The following is a 17,949-nucleotide window of genomic DNA, read 5'->3' on the forward strand; positions in this document are numbered from 1 at the left end:
GCGCCTCTTGCGCCTCCCCGCTTCGCGCTTTATGCTCTGCCCCTATGAAAGCACCCCGTCTCCCCATCGCCCTTCAGCAAGCCGTTATGCGCTGCCTGCGGGAAAAACTCGCCCAGGCGAACCTGAAGCTCGGTCGCAATTACCCTGAACCTAAGATCGTTTATCAGCAGCGCGGAACCGCGGCCGGCACCGCCTGGCTCGAGCCTTATGAGATCCGCCTTAACCCGGTGCTGATGATGGAAAACCAGAAGGCGTTTATCGAGGAAGTGGTACCGCACGAGCTGGCGCATCTGCTGGTGTGGAAACACTTCGGACGCGTCGCGCCCCACGGGAAAGAGTGGAAGTGGATGATGGAAGCGGTGCTCGGCGTTCCGGCACGCCGTACCCATCAGTTCGAGCTGGAATCGGTGCGCCGCAATACCTTCCCCTACCGCTGCCAGTGTCAGCAGCATCAGCTTACCGTCCGCCGCCATAATCGCGTGGTGCGCGGCGAGGCGACTTACCGCTGCGTCAAATGCGGCGAGCCGCTGGTTGCGGAATAATCATCTGAACTTTCAGGAACTTTCCTGATCTGACTGATTGCATACGGGAACAACATTCGTTACGTTGCGGGCTCGTTTTGACACGGAGTGTAAGATGTCCCGTAATTTTTCTCTCGCGGTCGCCTTTCTGACGACGGCGCTCTCAGGCCATGCTCTGGCCGACGGTATCAACAGTTTTTCCCAGGCTAAGGCAGCAGGCGTGAAGGTGAACGCCGATGTGCCGGGCGATTTCTACTGCGGCTGTAAAATTAACTGGCAGGGTAAAAAAGGGGTCGTTGACCTTGAGTCCTGCGGCTATAAGGTGCGTAAAAACGAAAACCGCGCCAGCCGTATCGAATGGGAGCATGTCGTTCCGGCCTGGCAGTTTGGTCACCAGCGCCAGTGCTGGCAGGATGGCGGACGTAAAAACTGCGCCAAAGATCCGGTTTATCGCCAGATGGAAAGCGATATGCATAACCTGCAGCCTGCCGTAGGTGAAGTGAACGGCGACCGCGGTAATTTCATGTACAGCCAGTGGAACGGTGGCGAAGGCCAGTACGGCCAGTGCGGTATGAAGGTTGATTTTAAAGAGAAAGTCGCCGAGCCCCCTGCCCGCGCGCGCGGCAGTATCGCCCGCACCTACTTCTATATGCGTGACCGTTACGACCTCAACCTCTCCCGTCAGCAGACGCAGCTGTTCAACGCCTGGGACAAGCAGTACCCGGTGACGGAGTGGGAATGCCAGCGCGACGAACGTATCGCCAGAGTCCAGGGGAATCACAACCCTTACGTCCAGCGGGCTTGCCAGGCGCAAAAGAGCTAACCTACACTACGGCAATTCGCTTATATCGCATGACACATGGAATTTCTGACTATGCGCATTCCCCGCATTTACCATCCTGAACTGATTACCGCAGGCCGAGAAATCGCCCTGTCTGATGACGCCGCCAACCACGTTGGCCGCGTGCTGCGCATGGGCGCAGGTCAGGCAATACAGCTGTTCGACGGCTCGAACCAGGTTTTCGACGCGGAAATCACGCGGTCGGATAAAAAAAGCGTACACGTTAACGTGCTGCGTGGCGAAGTAGATGACCGGGAATCACCGCTGCACATCCATCTGGGCCAGGTGATGTCGCGCGGCGAGAAAATGGAGTTCACCATTCAGAAATCCATTGAACTGGGTGTAAGCCTCATTACGCCACTTTTTTCTGAGCGCTGTGGCGTTAAACTGGATGCGGAACGTCTGAACAAAAAGATCCAGCAGTGGCAGAAAATCGCCATTGCGGCTTGCGAACAGAGTGGCCGCAACCGTATTCCGGAGATCCGCCCGGCGATGGATCTGGAGGACTGGTGTGCAGAAGAGGACAGCGGGCTGAAGCTCAATCTTCATCCGCGCGCCAGCGCCAGCATCAATACGCTGCCCCTGCCCGTTGAGCGCGTACGCCTGCTGATTGGCCCCGAAGGCGGCCTGTCGGCGGATGAAATTGCGATGACGGCACGTTACCAGTTTACTGATATTCTGTTGGGACCTCGCGTTCTGCGCACTGAGACAACGGCACTCACGGCCATTACCGCGCTACAGGTACGGTTTGGCGATCTGGGTTGAAGCATTAACGGAGAAGAACATGATCAAGCTCGGCATCGTGATGGACCCCATCGCAAACATTAACATCAAGAAAGATTCCAGCTTCGCCATGCTGCTGGAAGCGCAGCGTCGCGGCTATGAACTCCACTATATGGAGATGAACGATCTTTACCTGATCAACGGTGAAGCCCGCGCGCGCACCCGCATCGTTAACGTCGAGCAGAACTACGACAAATGGTACGAATTCGGCACCGAGCAGGACATTGCCCTGGCCGATCTCAACGTCATCCTGATGCGTAAAGATCCGCCGTTCGACACCGAATACATCTACTGCACCTATATCCTTGAGCGTGCTGAAGAGAAAGGCACGCTGATCGTCAACAAGCCGCAGAGCCTGCGCGACTGCAACGAGAAGCTCTACACCGCCTGGTTCTCTGACCTGACGCCGGAAACCCTGGTGACCCGCAGCAAAGCGCAGCTGAAGGAATTCTGGCAGAAGCACGGCGATATCATCATGAAGCCGCTGGACGGCATGGGCGGCGCGTCGATTTTCCGCGTGAAAGAGAGCGATCCGAACATTGGCGTGATTGCCGAAACGCTGACCGAGCTGGGCACGCGTTACTGCATGGCGCAGAACTATATTCCGGCGATCAAAGACGGCGACAAACGCGTTCTGGTGGTGGATGGCGAACCGGTTCCTTACTGCCTGGCGCGTATCCCGCAGGGTGGCGAAACCCGCGGTAATCTGGCCGCCGGTGGCCGTGGAGAACCCCGTCCGCTGACCGAAAGCGACTGGGAAATTGCCCGCCGCGTTGGCCCGACGCTGAAAGCCAAAGGCCTGATCTTCGTTGGCCTGGATATCATCGGCGATCGCCTGACCGAAGTGAACGTCACCAGCCCGACCTGCATTCGTGAAATTGAAGCGGAATTCCCGATTTCGATCACCGGAATGCTGATGGACGCTATCGAAAAACGTTTACAGAAATAACCTAACAATACTATTAGTGACAGCGCCTGTGTTTGTCCCCATACTGGGCGCTGTCGCTTTTTAAACCAGGAAACAGTACCTCTGACAATGAATTTACAGCATCACTTTCTTATTGCCATGCCTGCTCTCCAGGACCCGATTTTTCGCCGCGCCGTGGTGTATATTTGTGAATACAATGAAGACGGCGCGATGGGCATTATCATCAATAAACCGCTGGAAAATCTTCAGGTTGAAGGAATTCTGGACAAGCTGAAAATCCCGGCTGAAGCGCGACTGCCGGAAATCCGGCTTGATAAACCCGTGATGCTGGGTGGACCTCTTGCAGAAGATCGCGGTTTTATCCTGCATACGCCGCCGGTATTCTCTTCCAGCATTCGCATCTCCGACAACACCGTTATCACGACATCGCGTGACGTGCTCGAAACGCTGGGCACCGCAGAGCAGCCTTCTGAAGTGCTGGTTGCGCTGGGCTATTCATCGTGGGAGAAAGGCCAGCTTGAGCAAGAGATACTCGATAACGCCTGGCTGACCGCGCCTGCGGACATGAACATCCTGTTTAAAACCCCTATCGCCGATCGCTGGCGTGACGCGGCGAAGCTGATTGGCATTGATATCCTGACCATGCCAGGCGTAGCGGGGCACGCCTGATGAGCGGAACGCTTCTGGCCTTCGATTTTGGTACTAAAAGCATTGGCGTTGCCGTGGGTCAGCGCATCACCGGTACCGCGCGTCCACTCACGGCCCTGAAGGCTAATGACGGCACGCCAGACTGGAATCTTATCGAGCGCCTGCTCAAAGAGTGGCAGCCGGATGACGTGATTGTTGGGCTGCCGCTGAACATGGATGGTACAGAACAGCCGCTTACCGCCCGGGCGCGTAAGTTCGCCAATAAAATCCATGGCCGCTTTGGCGTCTCCGTGAAGCTTCACGACGAGCGTCTTAGCACCGTCGAAGCGCGTGCGGGCCTGTTTGAGCACGGCGGCTTCCGGGCGCTCAACAAGGGCAGCGTGGACTCCGCTTCAGCAGTCATCATCCTCGAAAGCTATTTCGAACAGGGCTTTTAGACTCAGGGGCCTACAGCCGCCCCTGCGCCCGTCTCTCCGCCAGGCTCTGGTCAAAGTTCTGCATTCCTGCCTGCTGACCGGTCTGGATGATGCCGGGCAGTTGCCACGTTTTCCCTTCACGAATAAGATTCGCCGCCGCTGCGGTGTTCACCAGCAGTTCATACAGCGCAACGCGCCCGCCCTGGAGATCGGGAAGCAGCTTTTGCGCCAGCACCGCCCGCAGGCTGCCGGCCAGCTGGTTACGCACCGGATCTTTCTCCTGCGCCGGGAACGTATCGACCAGCCGTTCAATCGCCTGCGATGCCCCGCGCGTGTGCAGCGTCGCCAGCACCAGATGTCCGGTTTCCGCGGCCGTCAGCGCCAGGCGGATCGTTTCGCTGTCGCGCAGCTCTCCCAGCAGAATAACGTCCGGATCCTGGCGTAAGGCACTGCGCAGCGCGTCGGCAAATGACGGGCTGTGCTGGCCTATCTCCCGCTGCTGGATCAGGCAACGCTCGCTCTGGTAGATAAACTCCACCGGATCTTCAAGCGTGAGGATATGACCGTCAGCATGGCGGTTAAGAAAATCGACCATCGCCGCCAGCGTAGTGGATTTACCGCTGCCGGTTGCCCCTGTCACCAGAATCAACCCGGCGTCATTGGACAACAGTTCCGGGATTGCCCGCGGCGCGCCCAGCGAAGCGAGCTGCGGGCAGGTACGCGGCAACAGCCGCAGCGTCACAGAGATCCCGCTCATCTGCTTAAAGGCACTGCCGCGCAGACGCTGGCCTCCCGTTACCGTCGCGGCAAAGTCCACCTGCCCGTTCGCCCACCAGGTTCCCTGCTGCTCATCGTTGAGCCACGCTTTTAATAACGCCCCAACGTCGGGAGGCGGAAAGGGAGCAGGCTCAAGCCGGCCTAATCTGCGCCAGCGCGGCGGTGAATCACTGCACAGGTGTAGATCGGAGACGTTATGCTTTACACTAAGGGCCACAATTTCTTCCACATCCATAGACTACTCCTCGGAAAATGAACGACATTGCGCATAACCTGGCACAGGTCCGGGACAAAATCTCAGCCGCCGCAACGCGTTGCGGCCGGGCTTCAGAAGAAATTACGCTGCTTGCAGTTAGCAAAACCAAGCCTGCGAGCGCCATCGCAGAAGCCATTGATGCAGGCCAGCGGGCGTTTGGTGAAAACTACGTGCAGGAAGGCGTGGATAAAATTCGCTACTTCCAGGAACAGGGAAAGACGAGTCTGCAATGGCACTTTATTGGCCCGCTGCAGTCGAACAAAAGCCGTCTGGTGGCAGAGCACTTCGACTGGTGCCATACCATCGACCGTCTGCGTATTGCTACCCGTCTGAATGACCAGCGTCCGGCAGAAATGTCGGCACTCAACGTGCTTATTCAGGTCAACATCAGCGACGAAAACAGCAAGTCCGGCATTGCGCTGAGCGAACTGGACGCGCTGGCCGCAGAGGTGGCCGAACTGCCGCGCTTAACCCTGCGCGGGCTGATGGCAATTCCGGCGCCTGAGTCAAGTTATGAAAGGCAGTTTGCCGTGGCACAGCAAATGGCTGTAGCATTTGAGGCGCTTAAAGCGCGCTATAACACGGTAGACACGCTTTCTTTGGGCATGTCGGATGATATGGAAGCCGCCATCGCGGCAGGCAGCACTATGGTGCGCATCGGCACGGCAATTTTCGGTGCGCGCGACTACTCAAAATAATAAGGAAACCTGAGGAACGCCATGAAGACGTTGACTTTCCTGCTCTCAACTGTGCTTGAGCTGTATACGATGGCGCTTTTGCTGCGCGTCTGGATGCAGTGGGCCCGCTGTGATTTTTACAATCCGTTCTCGCAGTTCGTCGTGAAAATCACGCAACCTATTGTCGGACCATTGCGCCGTATTATCCCGGCCATGGGCCCCATCGACAGTTCGTCTCTGCTGGTGGCGTTTATTCTGAGCGTTATCAAAGCGATCGTGCTGTTTATGGTCATCACCTTCCAGCCGATTATCTGGATTGCTGCGGTCCTGATTCTGGTCAAAACCGTCGGCCTGCTGATTTTCTGGGTGCTGCTGGTCATGGCCATTATGAGCTGGGTGAGCCAGGGGCGTAGCCCGGTGGAGTATGCTTTGATTCAGCTGGCCGAGCCGCTGCTGCGTCCGATCCGCAACCTGCTTCCGTCTATGGGCGGCATCGATTTTTCCCCGATGATCCTGGTTCTGCTGCTCTATGTGGTCAACATGGGGATCGCTGAGCTGTTACAGTCCACGGGCAACATGCTGCTGCCGGGGCTGTGGATGGCGCTATGAGTGCAGTAAGCACCTGCGCTGACGGGCTGGTCTTGCGGCTGTATATTCAGCCCAAAGCCAGCCGTGACACTATTGTTGGGCTGCATGGCGACGAGTTAAAAGTCGCCATCACCGCCCCGCCGGTTGACGGCCAGGCGAACGCGCATCTGACCAAATATCTGGCAAAACAGTTTCGCGTCGCCAAAAGCCAGGTCATCATTGAAAAAGGTGAACTTGGGCGACATAAACAGGTAAAAATCCTTAATCCGCAATCTATCCCGACGGAAGTCGCGGCTCTGAAAGAACAGGACTAAACCATGCAGAAAGTTGTTCTCGCGACCGGCAACGCCGGTAAAGTGCGCGAGCTGGCCTCGCTATTAAATGATTTTGGGCTGGACGTGGTCGCCCAGACCGATCTTGGCGTGGAGTCCGCCGAAGAGACGGGGCTGACGTTTATCGAAAACGCGATCCTGAAAGCACGCCACGCCGCGCAGATTACCGGCCTGCCAGCAATTGCCGACGACTCCGGCCTGGCCGTGGATTTTCTCGGCGGTGCGCCGGGGATTTACTCCGCGCGCTACTCCGGCGTTGACGCCACCGACCAGCAGAATCTGGAAAAGCTGCTTGTCGCCCTGAAAGACGTCCCGGACGAGCAGCGCACCGCGCAGTTCCACTGCGTACTGGTTTATATGCGTCACGCGGAAGACCCTACGCCGATCGTCTGCCACGGCAGCTGGCCGGGCGTGATAACCCGTGAAGCGGCTGGCAACGGCGGCTTTGGCTACGACCCGATTTTCTTTGTCCCGACCGAGGGCAAAACCGCTGCGGAACTGACCCGCGAAGAGAAAAGCGCGATTTCCCACCGAGGACGCGCGCTTAAACTGTTACTGGAAGCACTGCGTAATGGCTAATTTGCCGCCTCTGAGTCTTTATATTCACATCCCGTGGTGCGTGCAGAAATGCCCGTACTGCGATTTCAACTCGCACGCGCTGAAGGGCGAAGTGCCGCACGATGACTACGTTGCGCATCTGCTGGCCGACCTGGACACCGATGTACCTTACGCACAGGGACGTGAAGTTAAGACCATTTTCATTGGTGGCGGTACACCGAGCCTGCTGTCCGGCCCGGCGATGCAGACGCTGCTGGACGGCGTGCGTGCGCGCCTGAACCTGGCCGCGGATGCTGAAATTACGATGGAAGCCAACCCCGGCACCGTTGAAGCCGACCGTTTTGTCGACTATCAGCGCGCGGGCGTGAACCGCATCTCCATCGGCGTGCAGAGCTTTAGCGAACCGAAGCTAAAACGTCTGGGTCGCATTCACGGCCCGGAAGAGGCGAAGCGCGCGGCCAACCTGGCGACCGGGCTTAATCTTCGCAGCTTCAACCTCGATTTGATGCACGGCCTGCCGGATCAGTCGTTGGAAGAGGCGCTGGACGACCTGCGTCAGGCGATCGAACTGAACCCACCGCACCTGTCGTGGTATCAGCTCACCATCGAGCCAAACACACTGTTTGGCTCGCGCCCGCCGGTGCTGCCGGACGACGACGCGCTGTGGGATATCTTCGAGCAGGGCCACAGGCTGCTAACCGCTGCGGGCTATCAGCAGTATGAAACGTCCGCTTACGCGAAGCCGGGCTATCAGTGCCAGCACAACCTGAACTACTGGCGCTTTGGCGACTATCTGGGGATTGGCTGCGGCGCGCACGGCAAGGTGACCTTCCCGGACGGGCGCATTCTGCGCACGGCCAAAACCCGCCACCCTCGCGGGTATATGGAAGGCCGCTACCTGGAGCGTCAGCACGACGTTGAGGCGGCGGATAAGCCGTTTGAGTTCTTCATGAACCGCTTCCGTCTGCTGGAAGCCGCGCCGCGCGCGGAATTTGCGTGTTATACCGGGCTGTCGGAGTCGGTGATTCGCCCGCAGATCGACGAGGCGCTGGCCCAGGGGTATCTCACCGAGAGCGAGGTATTCTGGCAGATCACCGAGCACGGCAAGCTGTTCTTAAACTCCCTTCTTGAGCTGTTCCTCGCCGAAGAATCCTGAAGGCTGATTCAGGATTTTGCATCCCGTTCTGCCGGTTGAGGGAAAGGCTGGCAGAGTGTGGGGATGGAAAAATCAAAACAACTCCGAAAACAAATGACGCCCGAAGAATTACGCCTCTGGTATTTGCTCAGAGGTCGTCGTTTCTTTGGGTATAAGTTTCGCCGTCAGATGCCGATCGGGACCTATATCGTCGATTTTGCCTGCTTTAAGGCGAAACTGATCGTTGAGCTGGATGGGGGACAGCATCAGGGTGAAGAGGACTATGATTCACGTCGTACCGCGTTTTTGAATACGAACGGATGGGAAGTCGTACGGTTCTGGAATAATGAATTCAGGGCTAATGAGGAGGTGGTGTTGATGGCTATTCTGCAACGACTGCAATGCCTGATGCCCTCACCCTAACCCTCTCCCACAGGGAGAGGGAACGATTACACCCTCTCCCATGGGGAGAGGGCCGGGGTGAGGGGCCCAGCGCGCAGAGATCTTACTTAAGCGTCCCCACCAGCGCCTTCCGGCTATCTTCCAACGACACCACGCGTTTACACACGTCTTTGCCGAACTGCTGGAAATCATCTTCCTGGTTCTTCCACTCGTTCTGAATGGAGGTCTGCAAGCCGCCCAGACTGCCCAGCACGCCCTGCAGCGGGTTACCGCCGCCTTTCAGCACGGCTTTGGCGCCCATCTCGTTGATGCTGTCCTGCAGGATGCCGCCCATCGCCTGATTCACCAGCTGCTGCCCGTCAGCACGGACCTGATCAATCGCCTTGTAGTGGAACGTCAGGCCGTCGGTGCGCGTCTCGATAATGCGGTTCATCTGCTCTTTAAGCTGCTTATCGAGCTTCGTCAGGCGGGTGCGCATGTTGCTGCTCTCCCCCACCTCTTTGGTGATGATCTTATCCAGCGCGACGCGGCTTTTCTCAACGCGGGTCAGCGCGCCTTCGTTAATCCATGGCAGCGCGGTACGCAAATCGGCCTGATAGTCTTTCGCCTGCTCACGCTGTGCGGCAGTCAGGTTGTACTGCTTGCCGTTAAAGGTGACGTTCCCCTGCGGCGTAATCACCAGATTGCCGTTCTCGCCTTTGACCTGCACGGTTTGCGGGCTTAACACCACGTCATCACGCGGGGTGACGCTACATTGATAATCCGCATGGGCGGTGAATCCGGTTGCCATCAAAGCAACAGCCAGCAACGTTTTGCGCATCTTAAACACTCCCTCAGACAAAATGGGCCAGCTAATGCTGGCCCCTTACTGCTTTATTAGTCCCACCAAACGTCGAAAAGTTCGCTGACGCGGACATCTTCCAGCTTGTGGTCCTCAAGCCATTTACGTACCAGCGCCTGATGTTCTTCGGTGCATTTACCCACTTCCTGGGTGCAGATCAGACCTTCCCATGCCAGGTAGCCGCTACCGTCGAAGGCCAGCTTGTTTGGCTCAATCACGTCATTAATGAACGCATCCACGTCCTGATCGATCTGTTCTACACTGGTGCCTTCCGGGAAACGCCACGCAACGGAGAAGCCCACTTCCTGGAATTCTTCGATGTGCATCTTTTTACGCAGACGACGGCTACGATTCTTTGCCATTATTTCACCCTCTCGAACATTAAGTCCCATACACCGTGACCAAGACGATGGCCACGCTGTTCAAATTTCGTTACCGGACGCGATTCCGGACGCGGTACATAGTCGTTGCTCGCAGACTGGTTTTTATACCCATCCAGCGACGACATCACTTCCAGCATATGTTCCGCATACGGTTCCCAGTCGGTCGCCATATGGAAGACACCGCCCAGCTTCAGCTTACTTTTCACCAGCTCGGCAAACGGTGCCTGAACGATACGGCGTTTATTATGACGTGCTTTGTGCCACGGGTCAGGGAAAAAGAGCTGAACCATGGTTAAAGAATTGTCAGGAATCATTTTATGCAGCACTTCCACCGCGTCGTGACACATTACGCGCAGGTTATCAACGCCCTCTTCATGGGCCGTTGCCAGGCATGCCCCCACGCCCGGGGAGTGGACTTCGATACCGAGGAAGTTCTGCTCCGGGCGGGCTTTCGCCATGGTCACCAGCGAGGTGCCCATACCAAAACCGATCTCCAGCGTGACGGGTGCTTCGCGGCCAAACAGTTCAGTAAAGTCCAGAGGCTGCTCGCTGAACTCAACGCCCATCACCGGCCAGTAGTTGTCCAGCGCATGTTGCTGCCCTTTTGTCAGGCGGCCCTGACGGCGGACAAAGCTGCGAATACGGCGCAGCGGGCGACCGTTTTCATCAAATTCCGGTGAAATGACGTCGTTTTTCATAAAAGAGTTGTCTGCTTGTGAGAATGTTCGGGAAACGGGCATTATCCAAAGTTAAGGCTTCTATGCAAGCATGGGAAAGATCCGGTTTACAGCAGATTGACGCTGTGCTGCAATCTGCGTCCCTGATTATGCGAATCGATGACCATGCAAGCCTCTCAATTTTCAGCCCAGGTGCTGGACTGGTACGACAAATACGGGCGTAAAACCCTGCCCTGGCAAATTGAAAAAACGCCTTACAAAGTATGGCTCTCCGAGGTGATGTTGCAACAAACGCAGGTCGCCACGGTGATCCCTTACTTCGAGCGTTTTATGGCGCGCTTCCCGACGGTGACCGATCTGGCCAACGCGCCGCTGGACGAGGTCCTGCACCTGTGGACCGGTCTTGGCTATTACGCCCGCGCGCGTAACCTTCACAAGGCCGCACAGCAGGTTGCCACGCGCCACAACGGGACATTCCCGGAAACCTTCGACGAGGTGGCCGATCTCCCCGGCGTCGGACGTTCAACCGCAGGCGCTATTCTCTCCCTGTCTTTAGGCAAGCATTTCCCGATCCTCGACGGCAACGTGAAGCGCGTGCTGGCACGCTGCTATGCCGTCGACGGCTGGCCGGGGAAGAAGGACGTTGAAAAACGTCTGTGGGAAATTAGTGAAGCGGTCACCCCGGCCAACGGCGTCGAGCGTTTCAACCAGGCGATGATGGATCTCGGCGCGATGGTCTGCACGCGCTCAAAACCAAAATGCGAACTCTGCCCGGTGAATAATCTCTGCGTGGCGTATGCCAACCATTCATGGGCGCAATATCCGGGTAAGAAACCCAAACAGACGCTGCCGGAGCGCACCGGCTATATGCTGCTGATGCAGCACGACGACGAGGTATTCCTCGCCCAGCGTCCGCCGAGCGGCCTGTGGGGTGGTCTATACTGCTTCCCACAGTTTGAAAATGAAGACTTGCTGCGTGAATGGCTTAAACAGCGCGGAATTGCTGCCGATAACCTGACGCAGCTGACCGCGTTTCGCCATACCTTCAGCCATTTCCACCTGGATATTGTACCCATGTGGCTTCCCGTGTCGTCATTTGCCTCGTGCATGGATGAAGGCACCGCTCTCTGGTATAACTTAGCGCAACCGCCATCAGTCGGACTGGCGGCTCCCGTGGAGCGCCTGTTACAGCAATTACGTGCCGGTGCAATGGTTTAGCATCGACAAGAAAAAGAGGAATGAGTATGGCCAGAACGATTTTTTGTACTTTCCTGCAGCGTGACGCTGAAGGCCAGGATTTCCAGCTTTATCCGGGCGATCTGGGTAAACGCATCTACAATGAAATCTCCAAAGAAGCCTGGGGACAGTGGCAGAAAAAGCAGACCATGCTGATCAACGAGAAAAAACTCAGCATGATGAACCCGGAACACCGCAAGCTGCTGGAGCAGGAGATGGTGAGCTTCCTGTTCGAAGGCAAAGACGTGCACATCGAAGGCTATACGCCACCGGAAAAATAATATCGAGCGGCTGTTGCCGGGTGGCGCTGCGCTTACCCGGCCTACAAAACCGTAGGCCCGTGCAAGCGTAGCGCCGCCGGGCAATAGCAACGACTAAGCAAACACAACACGCACTCCCGGAATGATGAAAAAACTTTTAGCGCTAGCCCTTGTTGCGCCGTTGCTTGTCTCGTGTTCGTCAAAAAAAGGCGAAGATTACAACGAAGCCTGGATCAAGGACACCAACGGTTTTGACATTTTGATGGGGCAGTTTGCCCACAACATCGAGAATATATGGGGATTTAACGAAGTTCTTATTGCCGGACCTAAGGACTACGTTAAGTACACCGATGCCTATCAGACCCGTAGCCACATCAACTTTGATGAGGGTACGATCACGATTGAGACCATTGCAGGCACCGACCCTGCGGCACGACTCCGTCAGGCGATTATCAAAACCCTGCTGATGGGTGACGATCCGGGCTCTATCGATCTCTACTCCGATGCCGACGATATCACGATCTCGAAAGAGCCGTTCCTGTACGGCCAGGTTGTCGATCAGACCGGCCAGCCGATCCGCTGGGAAGGTCGCGCCACGAAATTTGCCGACTACCTGCTGCAGACGCGCCTGAAAAGCCGCTCTAACGGTCTGAAGATTATCTACAGCGTCACCATCAACCTCGTCCCGAACCACCTCGACAAGCGTGCGCATAAGTACATTGGGATGGTGCGTCAGGCCTCGCGCAAGTACGGCGTGGATGAGTCGCTGATCCTGGCGATTATGCAGACCGAATCCTCGTTCAACCCGTACGCGGTGAGCCGTTCCGACGCCCTGGGGCTGATGCAGGTTGTGCAGCACAGCGCCGGTAAAGACGTCTTCCGCGCGCAGGGGAAATCCGGCACGCCGAGCCGCAGCTATCTGTTCGATCCGCAGAGCAACATTGATACCGGCACGGCCTACCTGGCGATGCTGAACAATGTCTACCTGGGCGGCATTGATAACCCAACGTCGCGCCGCTATGCGGTGATCACCGCCTATAACGGCGGTGCGGGCAGCGTGCTGCGCGTCTTCTCAAATGACAAGGTGCAGGCTGCAAACATCATCAACAGCATGGCGCCGGGGGATGTCTACTCAACCCTCACCACCCGCCACCCGTCTGCGGAATCACGCCGCTATCTGTATAAGGTGAATACGGCGCAGAAGAACTATCGTCGCCGATAATCAACACACCTTCTCCTACAAGGAGAAGGTGTTCTGCTTCCCCTCTCCCCGTGGGAGAGGGTCAGGGTGAGGGCATCAGGCCGCACTCACTCACCCCACCCATACGAAAATGTTATTTGCATCACAATCCAAACTGCAAATTAATGTGGATTGCATTTTTTTGCGGGAGGTAACAAAACATATCGTTGCCAACTGATAGAATTGCATCAAATAACAACCCTGAATGTTCCCAAAACAACATATCTCCCGCTCACTTGTGAGGAAAGTAACATGAACCTTAAGCTGCAGCTTAAAATATTGTCGTTTCTGCAGTTCTGCCTGTGGGGTAGCTGGCTGACCACACTCGGCTCCTATATGTTTGTAACGCTCAAGTTCGACGGAGCGTCAATCGGTGCCGTATACAGCTCGCTCGGTATTGCGGCTGTCTTCATGCCAACGCTGCTCGGTATCGTGGCGGATAAATGGTTGAGTGCGAAGTGGCTGTACATGCTTTGCCATCTGGTGGGCGCGGGGACGCTGTTTATGGCAGCCCAGGTGACCACGCCGGGGGCGATGTTCATGGTGATCCTGCTTAACTCGCTGGCCTATATGCCAACGCTTGGCCTGATCAACACCATCTCCTACCACCGCATCAAGTCTGCGGGCATGGACATCGTGACCGACTTCCCGCCAATCCGTATCTGGGGCACCATCGGCTTTATCATGGCGATGTGGGGCGTGAGCTTCGCGGGCTTTGAACTGAGCCATATGCAGCTCTATATCGGTGCGGCGCTCTCCGTGGTCCTGGCCGTGTTTACCCTGACGCTGCCGCATATTCCGGTTTCTAACCAGCAGAAAAACCAGAGCTGGAGCGCCATGCTCGGCCTGGACGCGTTCGCGCTGTTTAAAAACAAGCGCATGGCGATCTTCTTTATCTTCTCCATGCTGCTGGGCGCTGAGCTGCAGATCACCAACATGTTCGGCAACACCTTCCTGCACAGCTTCGATAACAACCCGCTGTTTGCCGGAAGCTTTATCGTCGAGCACGCGTCGGTGATGATGTCCATCTCTCAGATCTCTGAGACGCTGTTCATCCTGACCATCCCGTTCTTCCTGAGCCGCTACGGCATCAAGAACGTCATGCTGATCAGTATCGCTGCATGGATGCTGCGCTTCGGCCTGTTCGCCTACGGTGACCCGAGCGCGTTCGGCACCGTGCTGCTGGTTCTGTCGATGATCGTTTACGGCTGCGCCTTCGACTTCTTCAACATCTCCGGTTCGGTGTTTGTGGAAAAAGAGGTGAAGCCTGAAATCCGCGCCAGCGCGCAGGGCATGTTCCTGATGATGACCAACGGCTTCGGCTGTATTCTGGGCGGCGTGGTGAGCGGTAAAGTGGTTGAGATGTACACCACCAACGGCATCACCAACTGGCAGCCCGTGTGGCTGATCTTCGCGGCGTACTCGCTGGTGCTGTTCTTCGCGTTCATCGCGCTGTTCAAGTACAAGCACGTGCGCGAGCCGCACGGTGCGCAGCCGATTGCGCATTAATCCTTGATGTCTTTTGCCCGGTGGCGGCTTCGCCTTACCGGGTCTACAAAAGCACGGAGAGTAGGCCGGGTGAGCGTTAGCGCCACCCGGCTATTTTATTGCAGACAGCACCCACCCCACCGACAGCAAATCCGCACTGCCGCCCGGGCTCAGATTGCGTTCAATCAATGCCTTATCCATCTTAAGCAACGCCTCGCGATCCCAGCCGTTAGCCAGCAGTTCCCGCGCGTAGCCCTGAACGTAGCGCAGCCCTTCAATGCCGCCGCGCGACACGAGATTAGTGTCCTGATTAACCGCCATCAGGCGCAGCAGCAGGCCGTGAAGCGATTGTCCGTTCCACGCATCCAAAGCCTTACGCGCCGTCGCAAAACCGCTTTCTGCCTCACCGCGTGCGCCGGTTAAGCCGTACTGCTGAAACTGCCGCTCGCCCGCCGTCGCCTGCCCGCTGCGCGCGGCCAGCTCACGCGATACCAGCCCGCTGCAGATGTTACTTACCTCACAGCAGAGGCTGTCTGCGGAGATATTTTTCACACGTCCGGCGGCGAAGCACAGTAAACCCAGGGCAAAAATCCCGCCCTTGTGGGTGTTCACTCCGTTCGTCGCGTCATACATCGCCTGCTCGCAGGCCATCCCCATCGGGCGGATAATCCGAAGCTGTGCGTCAGCGGGTTTATCCGCATGCGCACTACCCAGCTCGGTAAAACGCGAAAACCACGGCGTAATCGCCGCAATGCTGCGGACGAACAGCGCGTGGTCCATATCGCGATGGGAACCGTTATTGAGCTTGTCCACCAGCCCCGGCTTGGGCGTCAGCTCCAGCTCCTGCCACAGCGCCGCTTCGGCAAGCGCGGGCACGTCAGCCGGGCGCGGTTTAGTCGCGAGCAAACCAGTCATCGATCGTCTTCTCCACGCGGGAAACTACCGCCTCAACAGGATGCTTTCGCGAACGGGAGCAGGCGTGAGCGGGCTCGTCGCAGATCAGGCAGCGTCTGAGATTCGCCCCCAGCGACTGACGCCCGACGTGGCCGTGCTGAGGGCAGATCACGTCCAGATCCCACAGCCTGCCGAGCGGGTGCGTCTGCTCCAGATCCGCACAGTGCGCTTTGATTTCCGCCGCCGGATGGGCCACGCACCACAGGGCTTCTGGCCCGGTAGGGAGCCACAGCACCTGGCGGTCCAGCACCTGCCAGCGGTTTTCCCACAGCAGCTGGTCGCACATTTGCAGCGCCACGCCCATGGTATTGCGATAGCGCAGGCTGTCTTTGATTTCTCCCGGCGTGACCAGCGTGAGGGAGATCACCGGCTGTTGATAGTGCTCAAGCATGTCAGCCTGGCGCGCCGCGCGGCGATCTTTCGCCGCCAGCAGTTCATCCAGGCTGACACCCGCCCGCACGGGTGTCGCTATTGTCATAACTACTCCTTTACCTGTCGCACGGTGTCGATCACGCTGCCGTCGCGGTAGCGGATCACCCCGACGATTTTGTCGGTAAATTCAATCGGTTTTGGTACGCCCGTCAGGGAAATCGCCCGCTCGTAAAGCGCGCTGATATCCACAACGCTGAGCCCGGCTTCCAGCAGCCGCTCGCGGATCTCCGGGCGCGCCGGATTGACCGCAATGCCGTGGTCGGTGACCAGCACGTCGATGCTTTCGCCCGGCGTGAGGCGCGTGGTAACCCGCTTCACGACCGTCGGAATACGGCTGCGCAGCAGCGGCGCGACCACAATGGTCAGGTTCGCCGCGGCGGCCACGTCGCAGTGACCGCCGGACGCGCCGCGCATCACCCCATCGGAGCCGGTGATAACGTTGACGTTGAAATCGACGTCAATTTCGAGGGCGCTGAGGATCACCACGTCGAGCTGATCGCAGCTTGCCGCCTTGCTGCCGGGGTTGGCGTAAACGTTGGTGGAGATCTCAACGTGGTTCGGGTTGCGCGCCAGCGAGGCTGCCGCCTGGCCGTCAAAGCACTGGGTATCGAGCAGCTTTTCGATGAGCCCCTTCTCGTGCAAATCCACCAGGCTGCCGGTGATGCCGCCGAGCGCAAAGCGTGCCTTCACGCCGCTGCGCTCCATCTTCTCTTCCATAAAGCGCGTGCAGGCGGTCGCCGCCGCGCCGGAGCCGGTCTGCATCGAGAAGCCCGGTTTGAAGTAGCCGGAGTGTTCAATGACGTCTGCCGCATAGCGGGCAATCATCAGCTCGCGCGGGTTGCTGGTGACGCGCGCCGCGCCCACGCTGATTTTCGCCGGGTCGCCCACGCTTTCAACCTGCACGATGTAGTCCACCTGGTCCTGCACCAGGCTGGCGGGCATGTTGGGGAACGGCACCAGGGCTTCGGTCAGCAGCACCACCTTGCGGGCAAAGTGCGCGTCCACCATCGCGTAGCCCAGGGACCCGCAGCACGATTTACCGTGCGTTCCGTTGGCGTTGCCAAACTCATCGCTGCACGGCACGCCGAGAAACGCCACGTCGATATTCAGCTCGCCGTCCTGGAGCAGCTTCACGCGCCCGCCGTGGGAGTGGATTTGCACCGGCTCGTCCATCAGCCCGTGGGAAATGGCGTCCGCCAGCCTGCCGCGCATCCCAGAGGTGTAAATCCGGGTGATGACGCCGCTTTCAATATGCTCGATCAGCGCGTCGTTGCAGGTCATCAGCGAGCTGGAGGCCAGCGTCAGGTTTTTAAAACCCATCCGCGCCAGCAGCGCCACGACGGTGTTGATCACCCGGTCGCCTTCGCGAAACGCATGGTGGAAGGAGATGGTCATCCCGTCCTGCAGGCCGCAGCGCTTAACCGCCTCTTCAACAGAGGCGCAGAGCTTGCGGCTGTGCTTCGCGTCGCTGTCCGCCAGCCACGGCGTGGCGCTGTGGGCGGTATCAAAAGGTTTTAAGTCCCGCAGATGGGGAAAATTCACGTGAAGAAGTTCTGTCTGATTCATCATCTCATCC

General features: G+C 57.7%; 23 protein-coding genes. 16 read left to right on the plus strand and 7 right to left on the minus strand.

The features are described from left to right. Window positions 1–44: 44 nt before the first annotated feature. From KIF87_RS19710 to ruvX, 6 genes are all read left to right on the plus strand, one after another. Complete coding sequence (locus tag KIF87_RS19710) at window positions 45–542, plus strand: SprT family zinc-dependent metalloprotease (RefSeq protein ID WP_213330267.1); 498 nt, start codon at window positions 45–47, stop codon at window positions 540–542. Window positions 543–636: 94 nt separating this feature from the next. Continuing rightward, window positions 637–1,344, plus strand: a complete 708-nt coding sequence (endA, locus tag KIF87_RS19715) for a deoxyribonuclease I (RefSeq protein WP_023333343.1) — start codon at window positions 637–639, stop codon at window positions 1,342–1,344. Window positions 1,345–1,395: 51 nt separating this feature from the next. After that, window positions 1,396–2,127 carry a 16S rRNA (uracil(1498)-N(3))-methyltransferase gene (gene rsmE / locus KIF87_RS19720; protein ID WP_010435451.1) on the plus strand — a complete coding sequence of 244 codons (732 nt, stop codon included), beginning with the start codon at window positions 1,396–1,398 and terminating at the stop codon, window positions 2,125–2,127. A gap of 19 nt (window positions 2,128–2,146) precedes the next feature. Beyond that, window positions 2,147–3,094 (plus strand): glutathione synthase, encoded by a 948-nt coding sequence (gshB, locus tag KIF87_RS19725; protein ID WP_047173570.1) that lies wholly within the window; start codon window positions 2,147–2,149, stop codon window positions 3,092–3,094. A gap of 87 nt (window positions 3,095–3,181) precedes the next feature. Continuing rightward, a complete protein-coding gene (locus KIF87_RS19730) occupies window positions 3,182–3,742 on the plus strand; it encodes a YqgE/AlgH family protein (protein WP_008499752.1) in 561 nt (186 codons plus the stop codon). Continuing rightward, window positions 3,742–4,158, plus strand: a complete 417-nt coding sequence (gene ruvX, locus KIF87_RS19735) for a Holliday junction resolvase RuvX (RefSeq protein WP_021242076.1) — start codon at window positions 3,742–3,744, stop codon at window positions 4,156–4,158. The genes KIF87_RS19730 and ruvX overlap by 1 nt, the downstream gene beginning before the upstream one ends. Window positions 4,159–4,168: 10 nt before the next feature. On the opposite strand, the gene KIF87_RS19740 is transcribed toward ruvX, so the two are convergent. Further along, window positions 4,169–5,149: a type IV pilus twitching motility protein PilT gene (locus tag KIF87_RS19740; protein ID WP_121424610.1), complete on the minus strand. Its 981-nt coding sequence runs from the start codon at window positions 5,147–5,149 to the stop codon at window positions 4,169–4,171. Between the two features lie 17 nt (window positions 5,150–5,166). Here KIF87_RS19740 and KIF87_RS19745 point away from each other — a divergent pair, with 17 nt between their 5' ends. The 6 genes from KIF87_RS19745 to KIF87_RS19770 all read left to right on the plus strand — a co-directional run bounded on the left by KIF87_RS19745 (window position 5,167) and on the right by KIF87_RS19770 (window position 8,883). Then, window positions 5,167–5,868: a YggS family pyridoxal phosphate-dependent enzyme gene (locus KIF87_RS19745; RefSeq protein ID WP_213330269.1), complete on the plus strand. Its 702-nt coding sequence runs from the start codon at window positions 5,167–5,169 to the stop codon at window positions 5,866–5,868. Between the two features lie 21 nt (window positions 5,869–5,889). Further along, window positions 5,890–6,456, plus strand: coding sequence for a YggT family protein (locus tag KIF87_RS19750; protein ID WP_121424612.1), 567 nt, complete (start codon window positions 5,890–5,892; stop codon window positions 6,454–6,456). Next, entirely contained in the window at window positions 6,453–6,749 is a 297-nt protein-coding gene (gene yggU, locus KIF87_RS19755) for a DUF167 family protein YggU (RefSeq protein ID WP_213330271.1), read from the plus strand. Before KIF87_RS19750 ends, yggU begins: the two co-directional genes overlap by 4 nt. Window positions 6,750–6,752: 3 nt before the next feature. Further along, complete coding sequence (locus KIF87_RS19760; RefSeq protein WP_048979374.1) at window positions 6,753–7,346, plus strand: XTP/dITP diphosphatase; 594 nt, start codon at window positions 6,753–6,755, stop codon at window positions 7,344–7,346. Continuing rightward, window positions 7,339–8,481, plus strand: coding sequence for a radical SAM family heme chaperone HemW (gene hemW / locus KIF87_RS19765; protein ID WP_213330273.1), 1,143 nt, complete (start codon window positions 7,339–7,341; stop codon window positions 8,479–8,481). Before KIF87_RS19760 ends, hemW begins: the two co-directional genes overlap by 8 nt. 63 nt (window positions 8,482–8,544) lie before the next feature. Then, a complete protein-coding gene (locus tag KIF87_RS19770) occupies window positions 8,545–8,883 on the plus strand; it encodes an endonuclease domain-containing protein (RefSeq protein WP_166712314.1) in 339 nt (112 codons plus the stop codon). 82 nt (window positions 8,884–8,965) lie between these two features. Here KIF87_RS19770 and KIF87_RS19775 read toward each other — a convergent pair whose 3' ends face one another. The 3 genes from KIF87_RS19775 to trmB are packed head-to-tail and all read right to left on the minus strand — an operon-like array spanning window position 8,966 to window position 10,784. Beyond that, a complete protein-coding gene (locus tag KIF87_RS19775; RefSeq protein WP_033146612.1) occupies window positions 8,966–9,682 on the minus strand; it encodes a YggN family protein in 717 nt (238 codons plus the stop codon). Between the two features lie 56 nt (window positions 9,683–9,738). Beyond that, window positions 9,739–10,065, minus strand: coding sequence for a YggL family protein (locus KIF87_RS19780; RefSeq protein ID WP_014885198.1), 327 nt, complete (start codon window positions 10,063–10,065; stop codon window positions 9,739–9,741). Then, on the minus strand, window positions 10,065–10,784 hold the full coding sequence (gene trmB, locus KIF87_RS19785) for a tRNA (guanosine(46)-N7)-methyltransferase TrmB (RefSeq protein ID WP_213330275.1): 720 nt from the start codon (window positions 10,782–10,784) through the stop codon (window positions 10,065–10,067). Before trmB ends, KIF87_RS19780 begins: the two co-directional genes overlap by 1 nt. 144 nt (window positions 10,785–10,928) lie before the next feature. On the opposite strand from trmB, the gene mutY reads away from it, so the two are divergent. From mutY to KIF87_RS19805, 4 genes are all read left to right on the plus strand, one after another. Then, on the plus strand, window positions 10,929–11,981 hold the full coding sequence (mutY, locus tag KIF87_RS19790; protein WP_213330277.1) for an A/G-specific adenine glycosylase: 1,053 nt from the start codon (window positions 10,929–10,931) through the stop codon (window positions 11,979–11,981). Window positions 11,982–12,007: 26 nt separating this feature from the next. After that, window positions 12,008–12,280 (plus strand): oxidative damage protection protein, encoded by a 273-nt coding sequence (locus KIF87_RS19795; protein WP_023309138.1) that lies wholly within the window; start codon window positions 12,008–12,010, stop codon window positions 12,278–12,280. A 124-nt stretch (window positions 12,281–12,404) separates the two neighbouring features. Continuing rightward, window positions 12,405–13,481 (plus strand): membrane-bound lytic murein transglycosylase MltC, encoded by a 1,077-nt coding sequence (gene mltC / locus KIF87_RS19800; protein ID WP_032660036.1) that lies wholly within the window; start codon window positions 12,405–12,407, stop codon window positions 13,479–13,481. 270 nt (window positions 13,482–13,751) lie between these two features. Further along, complete coding sequence (locus KIF87_RS19805) at window positions 13,752–15,008, plus strand: nucleoside permease (RefSeq protein WP_063144910.1); 1,257 nt, start codon at window positions 13,752–13,754, stop codon at window positions 15,006–15,008. 90 nt (window positions 15,009–15,098) lie between these two features. On the opposite strand, the gene citG is transcribed toward KIF87_RS19805, so the two are convergent. From citG to citF, 3 genes are read right to left on the minus strand one after another with little or no spacing between them, the layout of a single operon-like run. Then, window positions 15,099–15,902: a triphosphoribosyl-dephospho-CoA synthase CitG gene (gene citG / locus KIF87_RS19810; protein ID WP_213330279.1), complete on the minus strand. Its 804-nt coding sequence runs from the start codon at window positions 15,900–15,902 to the stop codon at window positions 15,099–15,101. Further along, entirely contained in the window at window positions 15,880–16,419 is a 540-nt protein-coding gene (gene citX, locus KIF87_RS19815) for a citrate lyase holo-[acyl-carrier protein] synthase (protein ID WP_213330281.1), read from the minus strand. Before citX ends, citG begins: the two co-directional genes overlap by 23 nt. Window positions 16,420–16,421: 2 nt before the next feature. Continuing rightward, window positions 16,422–17,939, minus strand: coding sequence for a citrate lyase subunit alpha (citF, locus tag KIF87_RS19820; RefSeq protein ID WP_213330324.1), 1,518 nt, complete (start codon window positions 17,937–17,939; stop codon window positions 16,422–16,424). Between the last annotated feature and the right edge of the window lie 10 nt (window positions 17,940–17,949).

Source organism: Enterobacter sp. 120016, from assembly GCF_018383635.1.
Lineage (GTDB): Bacteria > Pseudomonadota > Gammaproteobacteria > Enterobacterales > Enterobacteriaceae > Enterobacter > Enterobacter asburiae_D.